General features: G+C 40.4%; 17 protein-coding genes. 15 read left to right on the forward strand and 2 right to left on the reverse strand.

Annotation, left to right across the window (positions count from 1 at the left end; all coding sequences use genetic code 11):
• Positions 1-68 precede the first annotated feature (68 nt).
• Positions 69-1,286, reverse strand: a complete 1,218-nt coding sequence (gene glp, locus D172_RS07130; RefSeq protein WP_007375249.1) for a gephyrin-like molybdotransferase Glp — start codon at positions 1,284-1,286, stop codon at positions 69-71.
• A gap of 45 nt (positions 1,287-1,331) precedes the next feature.
• On the opposite strand from glp, the gene modA reads away from it, so the two are divergent.
• From modA to D172_RS07145, 3 genes are read left to right on the forward strand one after another with little or no spacing between them, the layout of a single operon-like run.
• Positions 1,332-2,084 carry a molybdate ABC transporter substrate-binding protein gene (gene modA / locus D172_RS07135; RefSeq protein WP_205986649.1) on the forward strand — a complete coding sequence of 251 codons (753 nt, stop codon included), beginning with the start codon at positions 1,332-1,334 and terminating at the stop codon, positions 2,082-2,084.
• Positions 2,071-2,748: a molybdate ABC transporter permease subunit gene (gene modB, locus D172_RS07140; protein WP_007375247.1), complete on the forward strand. Its 678-nt coding sequence runs from the start codon at positions 2,071-2,073 to the stop codon at positions 2,746-2,748. The genes modA and modB overlap by 14 nt, the downstream gene beginning before the upstream one ends.
• 1 nt (position 2,749) lies before the next feature.
• Complete coding sequence (locus D172_RS07145) at positions 2,750-3,778, forward strand: ATP-binding cassette domain-containing protein (protein ID WP_007375246.1); 1,029 nt, start codon at positions 2,750-2,752, stop codon at positions 3,776-3,778.
• Here D172_RS07145 and moeB read toward each other — a convergent pair whose 3' ends face one another.
• Positions 3,779-4,537: a molybdopterin-synthase adenylyltransferase MoeB gene (gene moeB / locus D172_RS07150; RefSeq protein WP_007375245.1), complete on the reverse strand. Its 759-nt coding sequence runs from the start codon at positions 4,535-4,537 to the stop codon at positions 3,779-3,781.
• 288 nt (positions 4,538-4,825) lie between these two features.
• On the opposite strand from moeB, the gene D172_RS07155 reads away from it, so the two are divergent.
• From D172_RS07155 to D172_RS07210, 12 genes are all read left to right on the forward strand, one after another.
• Positions 4,826-6,295: a NarK family nitrate/nitrite MFS transporter gene (locus D172_RS07155; protein ID WP_007375244.1), complete on the forward strand. Its 1,470-nt coding sequence runs from the start codon at positions 4,826-4,828 to the stop codon at positions 6,293-6,295.
• Between the two features lie 13 nt (positions 6,296-6,308).
• Positions 6,309-8,066: a bifunctional protein-serine/threonine kinase/phosphatase gene (locus tag D172_RS07160; RefSeq protein ID WP_007375243.1), complete on the forward strand. Its 1,758-nt coding sequence runs from the start codon at positions 6,309-6,311 to the stop codon at positions 8,064-8,066.
• A gap of 9 nt (positions 8,067-8,075) precedes the next feature.
• Positions 8,076-9,269, forward strand: coding sequence for an alginate export family protein (locus D172_RS07165; RefSeq protein ID WP_007375242.1), 1,194 nt, complete (start codon positions 8,076-8,078; stop codon positions 9,267-9,269).
• Positions 9,270-9,496: 227 nt separating this feature from the next.
• Positions 9,497-11,020: an FAD-dependent oxidoreductase gene (locus tag D172_RS07170; protein WP_007375241.1), complete on the forward strand. Its 1,524-nt coding sequence runs from the start codon at positions 9,497-9,499 to the stop codon at positions 11,018-11,020.
• A gap of 29 nt (positions 11,021-11,049) precedes the next feature.
• Entirely contained in the window at positions 11,050-13,746 is a 2,697-nt protein-coding gene (locus D172_RS07175; RefSeq protein WP_007375240.1) for a nitrate reductase, read from the forward strand.
• Positions 13,747-13,762: 16 nt separating this feature from the next.
• The gene (moaA, locus tag D172_RS07180; protein WP_007375239.1) at positions 13,763-14,734 is read left to right on the forward strand and encodes a GTP 3',8-cyclase MoaA; all 972 of its coding nucleotides are present in this window, start codon (positions 13,763-13,765) and stop codon (positions 14,732-14,734) included.
• Position 14,735: 1 nt separating this feature from the next.
• Positions 14,736-15,416 (forward strand): molybdenum cofactor guanylyltransferase, encoded by a 681-nt coding sequence (locus D172_RS07185; protein WP_007375238.1) that lies wholly within the window; start codon positions 14,736-14,738, stop codon positions 15,414-15,416.
• On the forward strand, positions 15,413-15,952 hold the full coding sequence (gene moaB / locus D172_RS07190) for a molybdenum cofactor biosynthesis protein B (protein WP_007375237.1): 540 nt from the start codon (positions 15,413-15,415) through the stop codon (positions 15,950-15,952). The genes D172_RS07185 and moaB overlap by 4 nt, the downstream gene beginning before the upstream one ends.
• A 1-nt stretch (position 15,953) precedes the next feature.
• Complete coding sequence (gene moaC / locus D172_RS07195; RefSeq protein WP_007375236.1) at positions 15,954-16,424, forward strand: cyclic pyranopterin monophosphate synthase MoaC; 471 nt, start codon at positions 15,954-15,956, stop codon at positions 16,422-16,424.
• Positions 16,402-16,701, forward strand: a complete 300-nt coding sequence (locus D172_RS07200; RefSeq protein ID WP_007375235.1) for a MoaD/ThiS family protein — start codon at positions 16,402-16,404, stop codon at positions 16,699-16,701. The genes moaC and D172_RS07200 overlap by 23 nt, the downstream gene beginning before the upstream one ends.
• Entirely contained in the window at positions 16,701-17,159 is a 459-nt protein-coding gene (gene moaE / locus D172_RS07205) for a molybdopterin synthase catalytic subunit MoaE (RefSeq protein ID WP_007375234.1), read from the forward strand. The genes D172_RS07200 and moaE overlap by 1 nt, the downstream gene beginning before the upstream one ends.
• Positions 17,159-17,821: an MOSC domain-containing protein gene (locus D172_RS07210; protein WP_007375233.1), complete on the forward strand. Its 663-nt coding sequence runs from the start codon at positions 17,159-17,161 to the stop codon at positions 17,819-17,821. The genes moaE and D172_RS07210 overlap by 1 nt, the downstream gene beginning before the upstream one ends.
• Positions 17,822-17,948: the final 127 nt, after the last annotated feature.

Genomic DNA, 17,948 nt, shown 5'->3' on the forward strand with positions numbered 1-17,948 from the left:
TTAATTGACTTAAATATTAGACATAAAAACCCAACATTAGTTGGTTTTTTATGTCTAATAGTAAGCATTTATAGCAACTCAATACTTACTGTTGCGCCTTTTTCGATATTGCCGCTTTGTGCTGGCACTACAATTAAGCAGTTAGCTTTACTAAGCGACGAAAGTACACCCGAGCCCTGTTTATTAAACGGGGCAACCATCAAGTCACCTTGTTCGTTAGTTGTTGCAGTACCGCGCTGAAAGTCAGCTCTGCCAGGGCGCTTTTTAATAACGGATGTAGTAACAGCGTTAAAGCGCATTTTAGGGTTTACTTCACCAAGACCCGACAGCTTTTGCAGTGCAGGCTCTACTAATTGATTAAACGTAACAGCAGCCGACACAGGGTTACCTGGCAAGCCAAAAAAGTAACTGTTACTTAATTTACCAAAGGCAAAAGGTTTGCCTGGTTTCATGGCTATTTTCCAAAAGTGGATATTGCCAATTTCGTTGAGCACTTCTTTAGTAAAGTCGGCTTCACCAACGGATACACCGCCTGAGCTTATTACGGCATCGGCAAGTTCGTTCGCTTTCAAAAATGCATTAGTGATGAGTTCTTTGTCATCAGGGATTATTCCTAAATCAAGCACGTCTATATTTTTTTGTTGCAGCGCACTAATAATAACAGCGCGGTTGCTTTCAAAAATAGCGCCTTGTTTAAGAGGCTGACCAGGTTCAATTAGCTCATCGCCTGTAGAAAGCACGGCTATTTTTAAGTTTCTTACTACGTCTATATTGGCAATTCCTAAAGATGCAAGTAACCCCACATCAACGGCTTTTAATTTATCCCCTGCTTTTAAAATAACATCGTCGATTGCTATATCTTCGCCAGCAAAACGTACGTTTTCATTTAGCTCTGGTTGCGCAGTAAACGTAATTTTATCGCCATTAACCGAGGCGTTTTCTTGCATTACAACGCCGTTAGCGCCGGGTGCAATGGCGGCGCCGGTCATTATTCTTACGCATTGCCCTGGGGTAAGCGTTTCTTCAAAAACTTGACCCGCAAACACGCTACCTACTTGTGTATAGGTTAAGCTTTTATCTGAAATACATAGCGCATAGCCATCCATTGCAGAGTTGTTATGCGCTGGTACGTTTATAGTTGATTTAACATCGCTTGCTAAAACGCGATCAACGCTTTGCATTATAGTGATGGTTTCAACGTCTTTAACAGGCGTTATCGAGCCAAGTATATTTTGTATTGCAGTTTCAATTGGCAATAAACCGGGTGCATTGCAAACATCGTTCATATATATTGCTTACTTAAATCATTTTATTTTGAAACAATACTTATAATGTCAAAGCTTTACAATACATGGTTGGGTTATTTTTTGCTTATAGCATGCATGCTTTCGTGCAGCGTAAACGCAAAAGAAACGCTACAAGTAGCCGTGGCGAGTAATTTTAAAACGGTATTGCAAACCCTACTAAAAAAATCTCCATTACCAAATGTTGACGTGAAAATATCAGCCGCCTCTAGCGGTGTTTTATATTCGCAAATAGTGCATGGCGCGCCATTTGATGTGTTTTTATCGGCTGACGATTTTCGCCCGCAATCGCTTATTAAAGAAGGCTATGCCGAGCAAAGCAGCTTAATCACTTACGCGTTAGGCGAACTTGCTTTGTGGCAACCCAAAGCTGAAAAAGTAAATGATAAAGTAGCCATTGCTAATCCGCGTTTTTCACCATACGGGCGTGCCTCAGAGCATTACGCGAATAACCATTTTAAAAAACCAATAAATTATGTGTACGGGAATAACATTACACATGCGTTTCAGTTTGTGCAAAGTGGTAATGTAGGAGTAGGGCTGGTGGCTGTTTCATCACTAAAGGCGGCTTACAGTAACACGCAAGATCAAAAATATTTAGATTATACCGTGCTGCCTACCAATCAATATCCCGATATAATTCAACAAGGCGTTATTATTAGCTCGACTAAAAAGCATGCTAGCGCTAAGCAACTTATGCAATTTTTAATGGCAGAAGCTACGCAGCAGCAGTTAATTGAATTAGGTTACAGAATAAAGGATAACAATGCTTCAAAGTGATTTAACCGCGCTGTGGTTAACTATAAAACTTGCCTTTATAACCGCAGTACTCCTTCTTATTTTTTGTATTCCACTGGCATACAAGCTCGCTGGCTATAACGGTAAATTTAAACCATTTTTAGAGGCATTAATTGCAATGCCTTTAGTGCTACCGCCTACATTATTAGGGTTTTACTTACTTGTTTTATTTTCGCCTGATCACGCTTTTGGGCAGTTTTGGTTTTGGCTAACGGGTACGCAGCTTGCGTTTAGTTTTCAGGGCGTGGTTATCGGCTCGCTTTTTTATTCACTGCCTTTTGTAATGCAGCCGCTTGTGGCTGGGTTTAAACATATTAATCAAACCTATAACGAAGCTGCCATTGCGCTTGGGTTGAGCCCGTTTAAACGCTTTGTGCATTTAATAATTCCGCTTTTAAAACCCAGTATTGGTAGCGCGTTTGCTTTAGGTTTTGCACATACATTGGGTGAATTTGGTTTGGTATTAATGATTGGCGGTAATATTCAGGGGCAAACACAGGTGGTGTCTATTGCGCTTTATGACCATGTTGAATCGTTAAATTATACGGCGGCGCATCAGCTTTCACTTATTTTACTGGCTATTTCGTTTGCCTGTTTAGTGCTGTTATTTAAGTTTAATAAAAGCATTGTCGGGGTTAAGCAATAACATGATTAAGTTAAGCCTTTTTAAAGCACTCAATAATTTTGATTTAGATATAAACCTTGAGCTTGAGTCGTTTGATGTATTGGGTGTTTTCGGACCTTCTGGCTCCGGTAAGTCAACATTACTGCGTTGTATTAGCGGTTTAGAGCCTGCAAAAAGTGTTTATGTAAATAATCAGCCAGTGCATGAGCTGCCAAGCGATAAACGCGGTATAACGCTTCAGTTGCAATCGTGTCCGTTGTTTCCTCATTTAGATGTGGCAGGTAATTTAGCGTTTACACAAAAACACTGCGGGAATAAACAAACCAGCTTAACGCTTCAATACGTTGTTAAAACACTTAAATTACAAGACTTACTAAATCGTGACGTACAAAGCTTATCGGGCGGTGAGCGCCAACGTGTAGTATTTGCGCGCACTTTGCTTGCCGGTCAAAAATTTATAATGCTCGATGAGCCTTTTAGTGCGCTTGATTGGTCATTGCGTTTTAAAACGCTCACTAAACTCAATGAGTTAGCCGTTAAGTTTAATATTAAATTTATAATAGTAAGTCACTCATTAAAAGAGCTGCTATTTTGCTGCGATACCCTTATTCAGCTTGATAAAGGTAAGGTGATAAACCAAGGTGCAAGTGCGCACGTTGCAAAAGCTATTTACGCAAACGACAGGCAAACACCGCTGAGCTTAATTAATTACGATGTGGTTAAATTTGATGAAGACTACGGGCTATATCAACTGCAATTACAGCAAAGTGAGCAGCCGCTTTTTGTGCTTCCTGCACTTGTAGATAGTAGTAATAAGCTAATTATAGAAAGTGAGCAAATGTCGTTTAGTGCGTTAAAGCCTGAGCAAACAACGCACAGTAATGTTTTAAAGTCGGTATTAACTCAGGCTGAGCTTATTAATAATAAGTGGCAGTTAACGCTTAATGTAGATGGGCAAACATTGTATTGTTTGGCTTCAAGACGAGTGTGGGACAAAAACGACTTTAAAGTGGGCGATGTGCTTTATACAACAATCAGTAATCTAGAATAACTAAATGCTGCACACTGCACATTGACTGCTTTTAGCTATTTTAAAACGATTAAACTCCATGCTTAAACCATCCACCAGCAATAAGTGCTCGCTTAAACCACTTGGCAAACCAGCAAGCATTTTTAGCGCTTCAGTAGCCTGAATGCTGCCTATTAACCCCACAATAGGAGAAAGTACGCCGGATTCGGAGCAGCTTTGTGTTTGTTCACTAAAAAATTGCGATAAACAACCATAACAATGGCTATTTTCATCCATAGTAAAACACGCGACTTGTCCTTCCATGCGTATTGCAGAGCCTGACACTAGCGGAACTTTAGCTTTAAAACAGGCGCTATTAAGTGCATTACGCGTTGCTAGGTTATCTGAACAATCAATCACTATATCAATGTTATTAAATAATTGTTTTGTAGAGGTATTTACATCAAAAAATGCCTCAATGGTGTTTATATCTATTTCACTATTAAGTGCGTTAAGCTGTTTTTTTGCAGCACTGCATTTTGAGCTACCAATATCACTTTCTTTATACAGTATTTGCCTTTGCAGGTTGGTCACGTCTATTTCATCGTTATCAACTAAGGTAAGCGTCCCAACGCCAGATGCCGCTAAATATTGACTTACCGCACATCCAAGCCCACCCACACCAACAATTAAAGCATGCGATTGCCATAGCTTCTCTTGTCCGTCTATATCAAGCTGCGGCAGCATAATGTGCCGAGAATAGCGTAGTTGCTGTTGGTACGTTAACGGTGCTTTTTGCATTTTTAAACATCTCATACTTTTTTTGAACAATACCAATTTGTTAAATCCTAGAGCAAGTAGTAACGCTTTTTATTTGCACTGTAACAGCCCATACCCCCTCACTCATATAGTGCAACTATAACGCATTAAAATAATAAATGCATATAACCAACTGAAATATATGGTTTTTAATTAGTGGCTCAGTAATTGCTGTATTGGGTTAACTAAAATTTAACAAAGTTTGGGCTGCTACTCATATAAAAGAGTGGGGCATTTATAAAACAATAATACGTTTACGAGGAAATAAACATGCAACCGAGTTCTGGATTTAACTTAATATCCTTTAAAGGAAAAATGAAAGTATTACATCTAAGTTGGATGGTCTTTTTTGTGTCATTTTTTGTATGGTTTAACCATGCTCCTTTATTGGGTGCAATTGCGGGCTCGCTTGGTATTACCATGGCACAAGTTAAAACATTACTAATTTTAAATGTAGCGTTAACTATTCCTGCCCGTGTTGTGGTGGGTATGCTGACCGATAAATTTGGTCCCCGGATTGTTTATGCGGCGCTACTTATTACCTGTAGTATTCCGTGTTTTATGTTTGCTATGGCAACCACATTTGAACAAGCCGCTATAGCCCGTTTTGCGCTAGGCTTTATTGGTGCAGGCTTTGTTGTGGGCATTCGTATGGTGAGTGAATGGTTTCCTGCTAACGAGCTGGGGATAGCAGAAGGTATTTATGGCGGCTGGGGTAACTTTGGTTCAGCAGCAGCGGCTATGTTATTGCCAATTATTGCACTTATGTTTGGTGGCGAAGATGGTTGGCGTTATGCAGTAGGTTTAACCGGTGTATTAAGCGTTATATTTGGTATTATTTGGTACCTAAATGTAACCGATACACCAAAAGGCGGTACATACTTTAAACCTAAAAAAGTAGGCGCAATGGAAGTAACCAGTAAAGGCGACTTTGTATTACTCCTTATTATGAAAATCCCTATGTATGGCGCATTAGCATTACTTACTTGGAAGCTTTCACCAACCGGTGCTAACCTAATTTCGGCTAATTTTGTACTTGCCGTGTATGCTTTTTTAGTTCTGCTTTATATTTACGAAGTGTATAAAACCTTTGACGTAAATGGTCATATTTTTAAAGAGCCTGTACCCGAGTCGCATCGTTATGAGTTTAAGCAAGTAGCTGTTTTAAATATTTTATATTTTACAACCTTTGGTTCTGAGCTTGCGGTTGTCTCTATGTTACCGCTGTTTTTTATGGATGTGTTTGCGCTTGATATGGTGTACGCGGGTATTTTAGCCTCTGCTTATGCATTTATGAACTTAGCATCTCGCCCAGGTGGCGGTTGGATTTCAGATAAATTAGGTCGTCGTATTACCCTTATTGTACTTACAACGGGTCTTGCTGTTGGTTATTTTGTAATGGGCTTAGTTGATGCATCTTGGCCTTTATGGCTTGCAGTTGTTGCGGCTATGGCATGTTCGTTCTTTGTGCAAGCTGGTGAAGGTGCTGTATTTGCGGCAGTACCGCTAATTAAGCGCCGTTTAACTGGGCAAATAGCTGGTATGACAGGCGCTTACGGTAATGTAGGTGCAGTAGTGTACTTAACGGCATTGTCACTTGTTGATTATCAAACTTTCTTTTTCATTATTGCGGGCAGCGCAATACTTGGCTTAGGCGCACTGTTTTTTATGACCGAGCCAGACGGACATATTACCGAAGTAAATGAAGACGGCACCGTTGAACTTATTTCAGTGACTTAAGGCATTATTGACTATGTTTGATGAAACACTCCACGTTAAAGCGCTAAAAAATGAACTCAACGTTTCATTTGGCGGACACAGCGCAAAAGGCTTAAAAGTAGAAAACCAAGATGCGTTTGCAGCTCTTAATACCAAAGCGCAAGAAAAAGAGTCTAAAGGCGTTATTGCCTGCTTAGCCGATGGGTGTTCATCAGCAAAAAATGCTAAACAAGCGTCTCAACTTTCGGTTACTCATTTTATAAATGAGTATTTAAATACCCCCGAAAGTTGGGCGGTTAAAAAGTCAGTATCGAAGGTGTTAGCAAGTTTAAATCAGTGGCTTTATTCGCAATCGGTTAATTATAATCACCTTGGTCAGCGCCAAGCCGATTGGATGACGACTTTTACAGCGCTTATTTTAAAGTCGGCAACGGGTTATATATTTCACTTAGGTGATACGCGTATTACCCGCTTGCGAGAAAATAAAATAGAGGCAATAACACGGGATCACAAAGTAAACGATACGCTAACGCGTGCGCTTGGCGCACAACTTCATCAAGAAATAGATGTATACGAAGTTGACCTAAAAGCAGACGATATTTATATATTAACCTGCGATGGCGTACACGATGTGCTCCCAAACAGCGATATAGCTAAATTAGTTAATGAACACGTTAATTTAGAGCACACTAATTTAGAAAGTGCAGCTAAAGCAATTACCGAACTTGCATTAGCGCGAGGCAGTGACGACAACGTAAGTTGCTTACTGGTAAAAGTAGAAAATATTGCCGAGCAAAAGTTAGATGAACTTTATCATTCGCTAACACGACGAAAAATTCCACCTGCGCTTAATGTTGGGCAAAAAATTGATGACTACACGGTTATTCGTAAATTACATGCCAGTAGTCGCTCGCACATTTATTTAGTGCAACAAGCGCCCGATATACCGCCAGTGGTTTTAAAAGCACCTTCGGTTAATTTTGAAGACGATGTGCACTACCTTCAAGGCTTTATAAGAGAAGGCTGGGTAGGGCAACGCATAAACCATTTAAACGTGATGAAAGTACTGAGTACGCAATCGCAAAGTCGTTTTTTGTATCATATTTGTGAGTACATGGACGGGCAAACACTCAGTGATTGGAAGCACGACGTGCCGCACCCAGAAATAACCCAAGTACGCAGTATTATTGAACAAATAGTACATGCACTAAGGGCGTTTCAGCGACTCGATATGGTACATCGTGATTTAAAACTCGATAACGTAATGATAGATGCGCACGGCAAAGTAACGCTAATAGATTACGGCACAGTAAGTGTTGCGGCTATGGACGAGTCGGTTAAACAAATTGCGGATGATTGCCCGCAAGGCACTGCCGACTACACTGCACCCGAAACACTCATTACTATGCACGCCGATTTTAAAAGTGATTTGTTTTCACTTGGCGTGATTGCATATGAGTTATTGTGCTCAAAATTGCCTTATAAACCACTGCCACTTAACCACGTAGCGCCAAAAGATTACAGCCATTGGCATTACACAAGTATTCGTAAATACAGAGCCGATATTCCGTTTTGGTTAGATCAAGCCCTTATGAAGGCGCTTGCCCCTAAACCTGAGCTCAGATACCAAGCTTTTTCTGAGTTTATAAACGATATCAACAAACCTAATCCTTATTTAGAAAGTACCGCTAATAAAAGTTCAATAATGAAACGCGATCCAGTTATGGTGTGGAAATGTATTTCGCTGTGTTTATTTATTGCTTTGGTATGTGTATTAATAATTAAAACTTAGAGAACCAAAATGCTTAACTATAAGAACAACTTACCTATTATTTTTATACTGGGTTGCTTCACTGCACCTTCAATAAGCCAAGCTTCGCAAACTGATCTTGATTTTAGACTGCGTTTTGAAAGCGTTGATCAAGAAAATGCTCTAAAAGATGCAAGCGGCTTAACACTTAGAACCCGCTTAACGCATCAAACAGACGAGGTTAATGGTTTTTCAGCCCTTATTGAAGTAGAAGATACTCGCAGCCTATTGGGCGTAGATGATTACAACAATACGGTGGGGAAAAATACTAATTACTCTGTTATTGCCGACCCAGAAAACACCGAGATAGACCAAGGTTTTGTTAAATATGCCCGCGATGGTCTATCGCTAAAAGTAGGGCGCCAAGTAATAGCCCTTGATGGGCAGCGTTTTGTTGGGCACGTAGGTTGGCGTCAAGACAGACAAACCTTTGATGCAGCAACCATTAATTACGCATTTAATAACATAGATTTACAGTACAGTTATTTAAATAAGCGTAACCGCATATTTGCTGACGATAAAGACATTAAATCGTCCGATCATCTAATTAATGCAAGCTTTAAAACAGACTACGGTAAAGTGGTTTTATACAGTTACTTATTAAGTGACGATGCACTACAAGACGACAGTTTAGACACTTATGGCGTTTCTTTTAACGGTAATAAAACCCTAAACGACATAAAATTTTATTACAAAGCGGAGTATGCAACGCAGTCTGCCTCAACAAGCGTGAGTGATTTTGATGCCGATTACTATGCACTTGAAGGCGCTGTGGATTTAAATGGTTTGGGTATAAAAACAGTAACATTAAAAGTTGGCATAGAGTCACTTGGCTCTGATAATGGCGATTACGGGTTTGCAACACCGCTTGCCACGTTACATAAATTTAATGGTTGGGCAGATACGTTTTTAAATACACCCGCACAAGGCTTGGACGACACTTACATAAGCTTAAATGGTAAAGCGTTTGACGGAAAATGGTTGGTGGCTTATCACAGTTTTGATGCTAATGAGCAATCAAATGGGGTTGACGATTTGGGTACTGAACTAAACGTACAATACGTTAAACCTATTAATAAACAATACGCAGTGGGTGTTAAATACGCTGATTACTCAGCGGGCGATACTGCTGCTAATAAAGTCGATACTCAAAAATTGTGGGTATGGATGAGCGCTAAATTTTAACCCTCTTTATCTTCTAATATTCACTTGTAATTTATAGCGACACAAGATGGTGCAGTTGCACCATCTTGTGGGGCTTTATGCTTTTCACCCCTGCACCAACATAGACAACTTGCTGATTTTAAATGCTTATATATTTGGCTTACATATTGCTATAACAATCCTATAACAAATCATTCGATTTCAATTTTAGTCAATTACTAAAATAGGTATCACTTTAAGGTGGGTAAATGTTAAGTAAGCAGCGTGTTGTAGTGGTAGGAAACGGAATGGTGGGGCACCATTTTGTGCAGCAGCTAGTTTCTCAAAATCAGGCTGATGAACAATTTGAAATTACGGTACTTAGCGGTGAAGACCGTTTAGCGTATGACCGTGTACAACTATCCTCTTTTTTTAAAGGCAAAACCGCAGACGACCTCGCACTTACATGCAATAAAACCTATGACGATTGGCAAGTACGCTTTCATACTCATTCTAAAGTGGTTGATATAAATCGTGATACGCACACTGTAACGACCGCTAAAGGGGAGTTGTTTGAATACGACAAACTTGTGCTTGCTACAGGTTCATTCCCATTTGTACCGCCTATACCGGGTAAAGATCGTGAGCATTGCCTTGTTTATCGCACCATTAACGATTTACACGCAATAAAAAACTCAGCCCACGGCAGCAAAGTAGGCGTGGTAATTGGTGGCGGTTTACTGGGGCTTGAAGCTGCAAACGCATTAAAGCAACTGGGTCTGCATACTCACGTAATAGAATTTGCACCGCAACTTATGGGCGTACAAGTTGATGCGGGGGGCGGTCGGTTACTAAAAAACAAAATTACAGACTTGGGCGTTACTGTGCATACATCGGTAGCAACCGAGGAAATAGTAGAAGGTGAAAGTTGCCGTTATAAAATGTGTTTTAAGGGCGGTAAAACCCTTGAAACTGACATGATTGTATTTTCGGCAGGTATTCGCCCTTATGATAATTTAGCCCGCGAGTTTAATTTAGAGATAGGCGAACGCGGCGGTATTGTAATTAATAACCACTGCCAAACGAGCGACAAAAACATATACGCTATTGGTGAATGTGCACTGTGGAATAATTTTATTTTTGGCTTAGTGGCACCTGGTTACGCCATGGCTAAAATAGCAGTTGGTCATATTTTACAAGATACGCAGCAAGGTAGTTTACAAAGTACTGGCTTAGACAATAAAGCCGATGAATTTAGCGGTGCCGATATGAGCACCAAGCTTAAATTAATGGGTGTTGAAGTAGGCTCTATCGGCGATGCACATGCACGCAGCGAAGGCGCAATAAGCTATTACTTTGAAGACCAAGCCAATGGTATTTATAAAAAAATAGTCACTAATTCACAAAGTAATAAGCTGATTGGCGCGGTACTTGTTGGCGATACCAGCGATTACGACAATTTGCTGCAATATCATTTAAACGACATTAAACTTACCACCGATCCCGAAGCGCTCATTATGCCCCTTGCCGGCGACATAGCAGAGCTAAGCGCCGATGACTTGCCTGATGACGCCATTATTTGCGCTTGTCATAAAGTAACTAAACACACCATTGAACAATCAGTTTCTAACGGCTGCATAGATTTGGCAAGTGTGCAGCAAAGCACCAAAGCCAGTACAGGTTGTGGAGGGTGTGAAAAGCTCGTTCAAAACGTAATAAATAGCGCGCTCGCTAAAGCAAGTAACACTATTAACGTAGTTACCCTTAATGAGCCTGTAAAACAGCCTGCATAAATTAAAGCACACTAAAAGAGAGCAGTAGTATGACAACCGCAAACACGTCACCAACTATAAATAAAACCAGTTTAAAACAAACAACCTGTGCTTACTGTGGTGTAGGGTGCGGTGTTGATATTTCACTTTTTAATAATGTGCCAACCAAGCTTGAAGGCATGCGAGAGCACCCCGCAAACTTTGGTCGTTTATGTGTAAAAGGCACGCATTTGCTCGACACCACAGGCAGTGATAACCGCTTAACGTCGCCTCTTATTAATAATCAAGCCGTTACGTGGGATGAAGCAACCGACCATGTTGCAAATAAATTTAACGACATAATACAAAAGCACGGACCCGATGCGGTGGCTTTTTATGTATCGGGGCAGTTACTTACTGAAGATTACTACATTGCTAATAAATTAATGAAAGGCTATATAGGCTCAGGCAATATTGATACAAATTCGCGCCTGTGTATGTCGTCTGCTGTGGCAGGTTATAAACGCGCTTTTGGTGAAGACGTAGTGCCGTGTACCTACGAGGATTTAGAGCAAACTGAGCTGCTTATTTTAATTGGCTCTAATGCAGCATGGACTCATCCGGTTTTGTATCAGCGAATGGAGCGTGCAAAGCAGCTTAACCCAAATATGAAAGTAGTCGTTATTGACCCGCGTAAAACCGACACCGCTGAGCTTGCCGACACATTTTTAAATATAAAACCAGGCAGTGACGCTGCGCTTTATAACGGTTTGCTTAATTATTTAAATGAGCATAACCACCTCGATACGCAATTTATTGCTCAGCACACAAACGGTTTTGAAAGCGCATTGCAAGAAGCACAAAAATGGAGCTGTGAGGCAGTTAGTGACTTTTGCGATATAGCAATTGAGCAAGTTACTGAGTTTTACGCGCTATTTGCTAACAGCCCAAGTGCGATTAGCTTTTATTCAATGGGTATAAATCAGTCAAGCTCGGGTGTAGATAAATGCAACGCTATTATTAATGCGCATTTAGCCTCAGGTAAATTACTTAAACCAGGCAGTGGTCCGTTTTCAATTACTGGGCAGCCCAATGCGATGGGCGGGCGCGAAGTAGGTGGTTTGGCTAATCAGTTAGCGGCGCACTTAGATATTGAAAACGAAGCGCATCAATCACTTGTACAACGCTTTTGGCTCTCGCCAACGATCGCTAAAAATGCAGGCAGTAATGCCATCGATATGTTTGATGAAATAGCCGCAGGCAAAATAAAAGCAGTGTGGATAATGGCAACAAACCCAATGGTGAGCTTGCCCAATAACGCCGCTATTAAAAAAGCATTAGAGACCTGTGAGCTGGTGGTTGTATCTGACTGTATTGCAAAAAGTGATACGTTAAAATTTGCCGATGTTGCTTTTCCATCAACCGGATGGGGTGAAAAAAACGGCACAGTAACCAACTCAGAGCGCAGAATATCAAGGCAGCGCCCGTTAGTAGCGCCTTATTCAGGAGCTAAAAACGATTGGCAAATTATGTGCGAAGTCGCTAAAAAAATGGGCTTTGAAGGGTTTGATTTTACAGATCCAAGTGGCATTTTTGAAGAATGGGCACAATTAACCGACTTTGAAAATAACGGCAGCCGAGTATTAAACCTCTCTGGTTTAGTTGGGCTCACACAAAATCAGTATGATAATTTAAAACCCATTATGTGGCCTGTTGTTAAAAATCAGCCTTATAAAAATGGTCAGGTTTTTACAAATAATCAATTTAGCACCGCTGATAAAAAGGCGCGTTTTATACCCATAACGCCGCAATTACCGGTGCAAAAAACATCAAATGATTACCCTTTTGTAATGAACTCAGGGCGTATACGCGACCAATGGCATACCATGAGTCGCACCGGTAAAAGCACTGCGCTTTCATCGCATATTACACGCCCGTACATTGAAATTAACCCGCTTGATGCCAGTAAATTAGCAATTAAGCAAAACGATTTAATAAGTGCAATTGCCCAAACAGGGCAGGTTACCGCGCATGCAAAAGTAACCGATTCGGTGCGAAAAGGTGAATGCTTTATGCCTATTCATTGGAATAAGCAATTTGCGTCATCAGCAACAGTAAGTGGGTTGTATCAATCGGTAGTTGACCCTCTATCTGGTCAGGCTGAGTGCAAACACGGCGCTGTTAATATAGTTAAAGCACCCTTTGTGCAATATATGCAGCTGTTTGCTAAAAACGAACTTGTTATAAACAGTGATTTTTGGCTCAAAGTTAATGCAAGCAATTGCTTTAATTACCAATTGGCGCTTAATGAGCCACAAAGTGATTTACTGTATTACTGCCAAACCTTAACTGGTTTACAAGGGCAGTGGTCGGCTATGAACACGGCAAAAGCCATGCATGTGCAGTGTATTCAAAACGATCAATTAGCGTTTGTTGGTGTTATTTCTAATGAACAAAAAGAAATATCACTTGAGTGGATAAACCATTTATTTGCAGTGCCATTACTGACTTTTACACAGTTACAGTCTTTGCTTTATGCGACCCCCGATGAAGAATTTACCCAAGGCGTGCAAGTGTGTAGCTGCTTTAAAGTAAGAGAGCAGCCAATTATAAACGCCATTAAAAACGGTGCAAACACAGTCGAGCAATTGGGGTCTGAACTTAAATGTGGGACGAACTGCGGTTCGTGTAAAACACAATTAAGCCAATTAATAAAACAACATTACAAAGCAGGTTCTAGCAGCATTGATGTTGCGGTTGTAATGTAAAGAAAAAAGGAAGCATATGCTTAATGATCAATTTGGTCGGCAGTTTAACTATTTGCGCCTCTCAATAACCGATGTATGTAATTTTAGTTGTAGTTATTGTTTACCAAACGGGTATCAGTGCGATACGCCGCGTAATTTTTTAAATAAAAACGAAATTAGCACGCTGGTAAATGCGTTTGCAGAACTAGGTACTAAAAAAGTGCGTATTACAGGTGGCGAACCATGCTTACGAAACGACGTAACCGATATTATAAAACTCTGTAAAAATACGCCTGGTATAGAAAAAGTAGCCATTACTACCAACGGGTTTAATTTATTAAATAAAATTGATGAATTTGCAGAAGCCGGGCTTGATGCGCTTAATGTTAGTATTGATAGTTTAAATCCGAGTATGTTTAAACTCATAACAGGGCACGACAAACTTAACCTTATTTTAAAAGGGATTGAACGCGCGGTAGATCTGGGCATAAAAGATATAAAAATAAATGCAGTGCTTGCCAAGCAGTTTAATAAAAACCAATTGAAGGATTTTTTAGCGTGGGTAAAACACCACAAAGTTACAGTGCGCTTTATAGAATTAATGGAAACAGGTGACGGCGCAACATTTTTTGAAGAAAACCACTTAAGTGGGCAAACAGTTAAAGCCCAGCTTTTAGCTCAAGGCTGGTTACAAGTCGTTAGGGGGAAATTAAATGGACCCGCTGAGGAGTTTTGTCATCCTGATTACGATGGTCGTATTGGTTTAATAATGCCTTACAGTAAAGACTTTTGTGAAAGTTGTAATCGCTTAAGGGTGTCGGCGCTGGGTAAATTACACTTATGCTTGTTTGCCGAGCAAGGTATAGATTTACGCGAACTACTAAACGAGGACGATACTGCAGCGACCGTAAAGGCAATTCGAGCCGCTATGGGCAATAAAGAAATAAGCCATGAGCTAGATAAACGCTTAACAGGTGCGACAACTCACTTAGCCATGTTAGGTGGTTAATATGGAAGTAAAAGCTAAGCGAGATTTTACAGGCGTTGTGCTTGCTGGTGGTAAGTCATCAAGAATGGGCACAGACAAAGCCGATTTAGTTTTAAAAAATAAAACGCTATTGCATAATGCGTGTGATTTATTAAAAGACGCAGGCGCTAAAAACATACTTATAAGTCGCAACGTTACAAATCCAGTTAAATCATCGAGCCATTATTCACCGAGCGATTATCCCTCAGAAAAGTACGTTAAAGATATATACCCAAATAGTGGACCCCTTGGCGGAATTTATTCCACATTAATAGCCACTGAGCACGACTTACTTATTACTGCGGTAGATATGCCTCTACTTACGAGTAGTTTGTTAAGCACAATTGTGCTGGCTTCTCAGTCAAATAAAGTACAAAGTGTGAGCAATCAATTAAATCAGTCACAAATACATGCTTGGCACTTTGAAAATGAACCACTACCGCTGTATATTCGTAATACAAGCAGTGTAAAAAATCATTTAAAACACATACTCACAAACGCTAACAGTCATAAATCAATAAAACAGTTTACCCAAAGCATTGGTGTGCAAACGCTTTTATGTAATAAAGCGCACGCATTAATAAACACCAATACACCGGCGCAATTTAAAGCTGTAAATGAGCATTTTGACCAAAGCATTAATCAATTAAGAAGAACATTATGAGCCACACAACTGAGTCACAAATACCTTTAAACATTGCCGTACTTACAGTAAGCGACACGCGCGATGCGATTACCGATACTTCTGGTCATTACTTAATTAAAGCGCTAACTGAGGCGGGTCATCACTTAGCGGATAAAGAAATTGTAAAAGATGATGTTTACCAAATGCGCGCTATTGCATCGCAGTGGATAGCCGATGACACCATTCACGCTATTTTAGTGACTGGCGGTACAGGTTTTACCGAGCGCGATTCAACACCTGAGGCATTTGCGCCGCTGTTTGATAAAAGCGTAGATGGCTTTGGCGAGCTATTTAGACATATATCGTACGGTGAAATTGGTAACTCTACTATTCAATCTCGTGCATTGGCAGGACTTGCTAATAACACCGTTATTTTTTGTATGCCAGGCTCTACAGGCGCATGTAAAACTGCGTGGACAGGCATAATAAAAGATCAACTTAACTCAATACATAAACCGTGTAACTTTGCACCGCACATTACCATTGGTAAAAAGTGTGAATCGCGTGAGCAATAGTATGCTGAGCCACGTTGACGAAAACGGCCAAGCGAATATGGTTGATGTATCGCTCAAAGACGTAACCTTGCGCGATGCCTCAGCTGAAGCATTTATTAGCATGAGTAAGCTTGCCTTTGAGCAAGTAATGCTTAATCAAAACAAAAAGGGTGATGTGTTAGGTGTGGCACGTATTGCGGGTATTCAAGGCGCTAAAAAGTGCGCTGATTTAATTCCGCTTTGTCATCCGCTTGCACTTAGTAAAGTCGCTGTTGATTTTGAACTTGATGAAGCAAACAGCCAAATTAAAATAACCAGCTACTGCAAACTTGCCGGTAAAACGGGGGTTGAAATGGAAGCGTTAACAGCGGTATCTGTGGCTAGCCTTACTTTGTTTGATATGTGTAAAGCAGCCGACCCACTAATGGAAATTAGCGGCATGCGTGTTACTCAAAAAGCTGGGGGAAAAAATGGCAGTTGGCAACGAGATTAATCCAAACAATGTTATATCTAGCGCCCAAAATGTAGAGTTATTGTTTTTTGGGCAACTAAAAGAGCGGTTAAAGTGCAGTAAATTAAGCCTTGAGATTACGCAGCCGCTTACTATTTCAGAGCTTAAATTAAGCTTAGTGAGCCAATACCCGCATTGGCAACCGTGGCTGGAGGAGCGTGAGCTACTTGCAGCGCTTAACCAAACTATGTCATCAAGCGATGAAATAGTGAAAGCAGGGGATGAGCTTGCCTTTTTCCCGCCGGTTACAGGTGGCTAATGAGCATACATATTCAAGTACAAACCGATGATTTTAATGTAGGTGACGAGCACAATACGCTTTGTAGTAATAATAAAAGCGATGGCGCTGTTGTCACTTTCACAGGTTTGGTAAGAGAGTTCAGCAGTGGCGATAATGTTATTGCACTTGAGCTTGAGCACTACCCTGGTATGACCGAGCAACTGCTTCAATCTATTGCAGAGCAAGCTCAAACTCGCTGGCAACTGGCGCGAATATGCATTATTCACCGCGTTGGTTACTTAGCACTTGGCGAGCAAATTGTATTTGTAGGCGTAACGTCCCGCCATCGCCAAGCCGCGTTCGAAGGCGCACAATTTATAATGGATTATTTAAAAAACCACGCCACGTTTTGGAAAAAAGAGCACTTTAAAGACTCATCAAACTGGGTTGAGTTTAAACAAAGTGACAAACAAGCATTAGGTAAATGGGAGTCTTAATGAAAATAATCTCTACCAATATCTCTAAAATAAAAACGGTTGTGCATAACGGCAAAGAAGTCAAAACAGGTATATTTAAAACGGCTACTAACGAACCGGTAACTATTGAAAAGCTAAGTATTATAGGTGATGAGCAAGCTGATTTAGTTTACCACGGCGGCGTAGATAAAGCGGTATATGCTTTTTCGCACAATCATTATGACTATTGGAGGAGAATGCTTGCAAACGAGGATTTAACCAGTGGCATATTTGGTGAAAACTTCACGATTTCAGACCTTGATGAAGCGAATATACATATAGGCGATCATATTCGAATTGGTACTGCATTACTTGAAGTAAGCCAGCCTCGTGTACCCTGTTTTAAATTGGCTATCGCCCTTAATAATAAAAACAGCCTTAAACTGTTCACGCAGTATTACTGCACGGGCATATATTTTAGAGTCATTGAGCAAGGTGTTGCCAAAACAGGCGACGCAGTCACTATAGAAAAAAAAGCGGCGCATAAAATTTCAGTTAAAAAGCTGTTTCAGGCGTTTTTTGACAAAAAATACGTAGGTTACGAAGACGTACTTTTAGAGGCCCTAACTCTGCCAGAGCTTGCTGTAGAGTGGCAAGAAAAGTTAAAAAAGAAACTTGCTATTAAAGTTGAATCGGCCAAATGAATGCTGTGTAATTTTTATGCAGTAATTAAATTCTCTAAATAAGAGCAAAACCTATACATTAACTAGTAAAAAAAAGAATGCCTGCTATAACTAAGGTTAGAAAAACTATAATAAATATAGTGTTACG

Origin of the sequence: Pseudoalteromonas sp. Bsw20308 (assembly GCF_000310105.2) — a bacterium.
In the GTDB taxonomy this organism is placed as follows: domain Bacteria; phylum Pseudomonadota; class Gammaproteobacteria; order Enterobacterales; family Alteromonadaceae; genus Pseudoalteromonas; species Pseudoalteromonas fuliginea.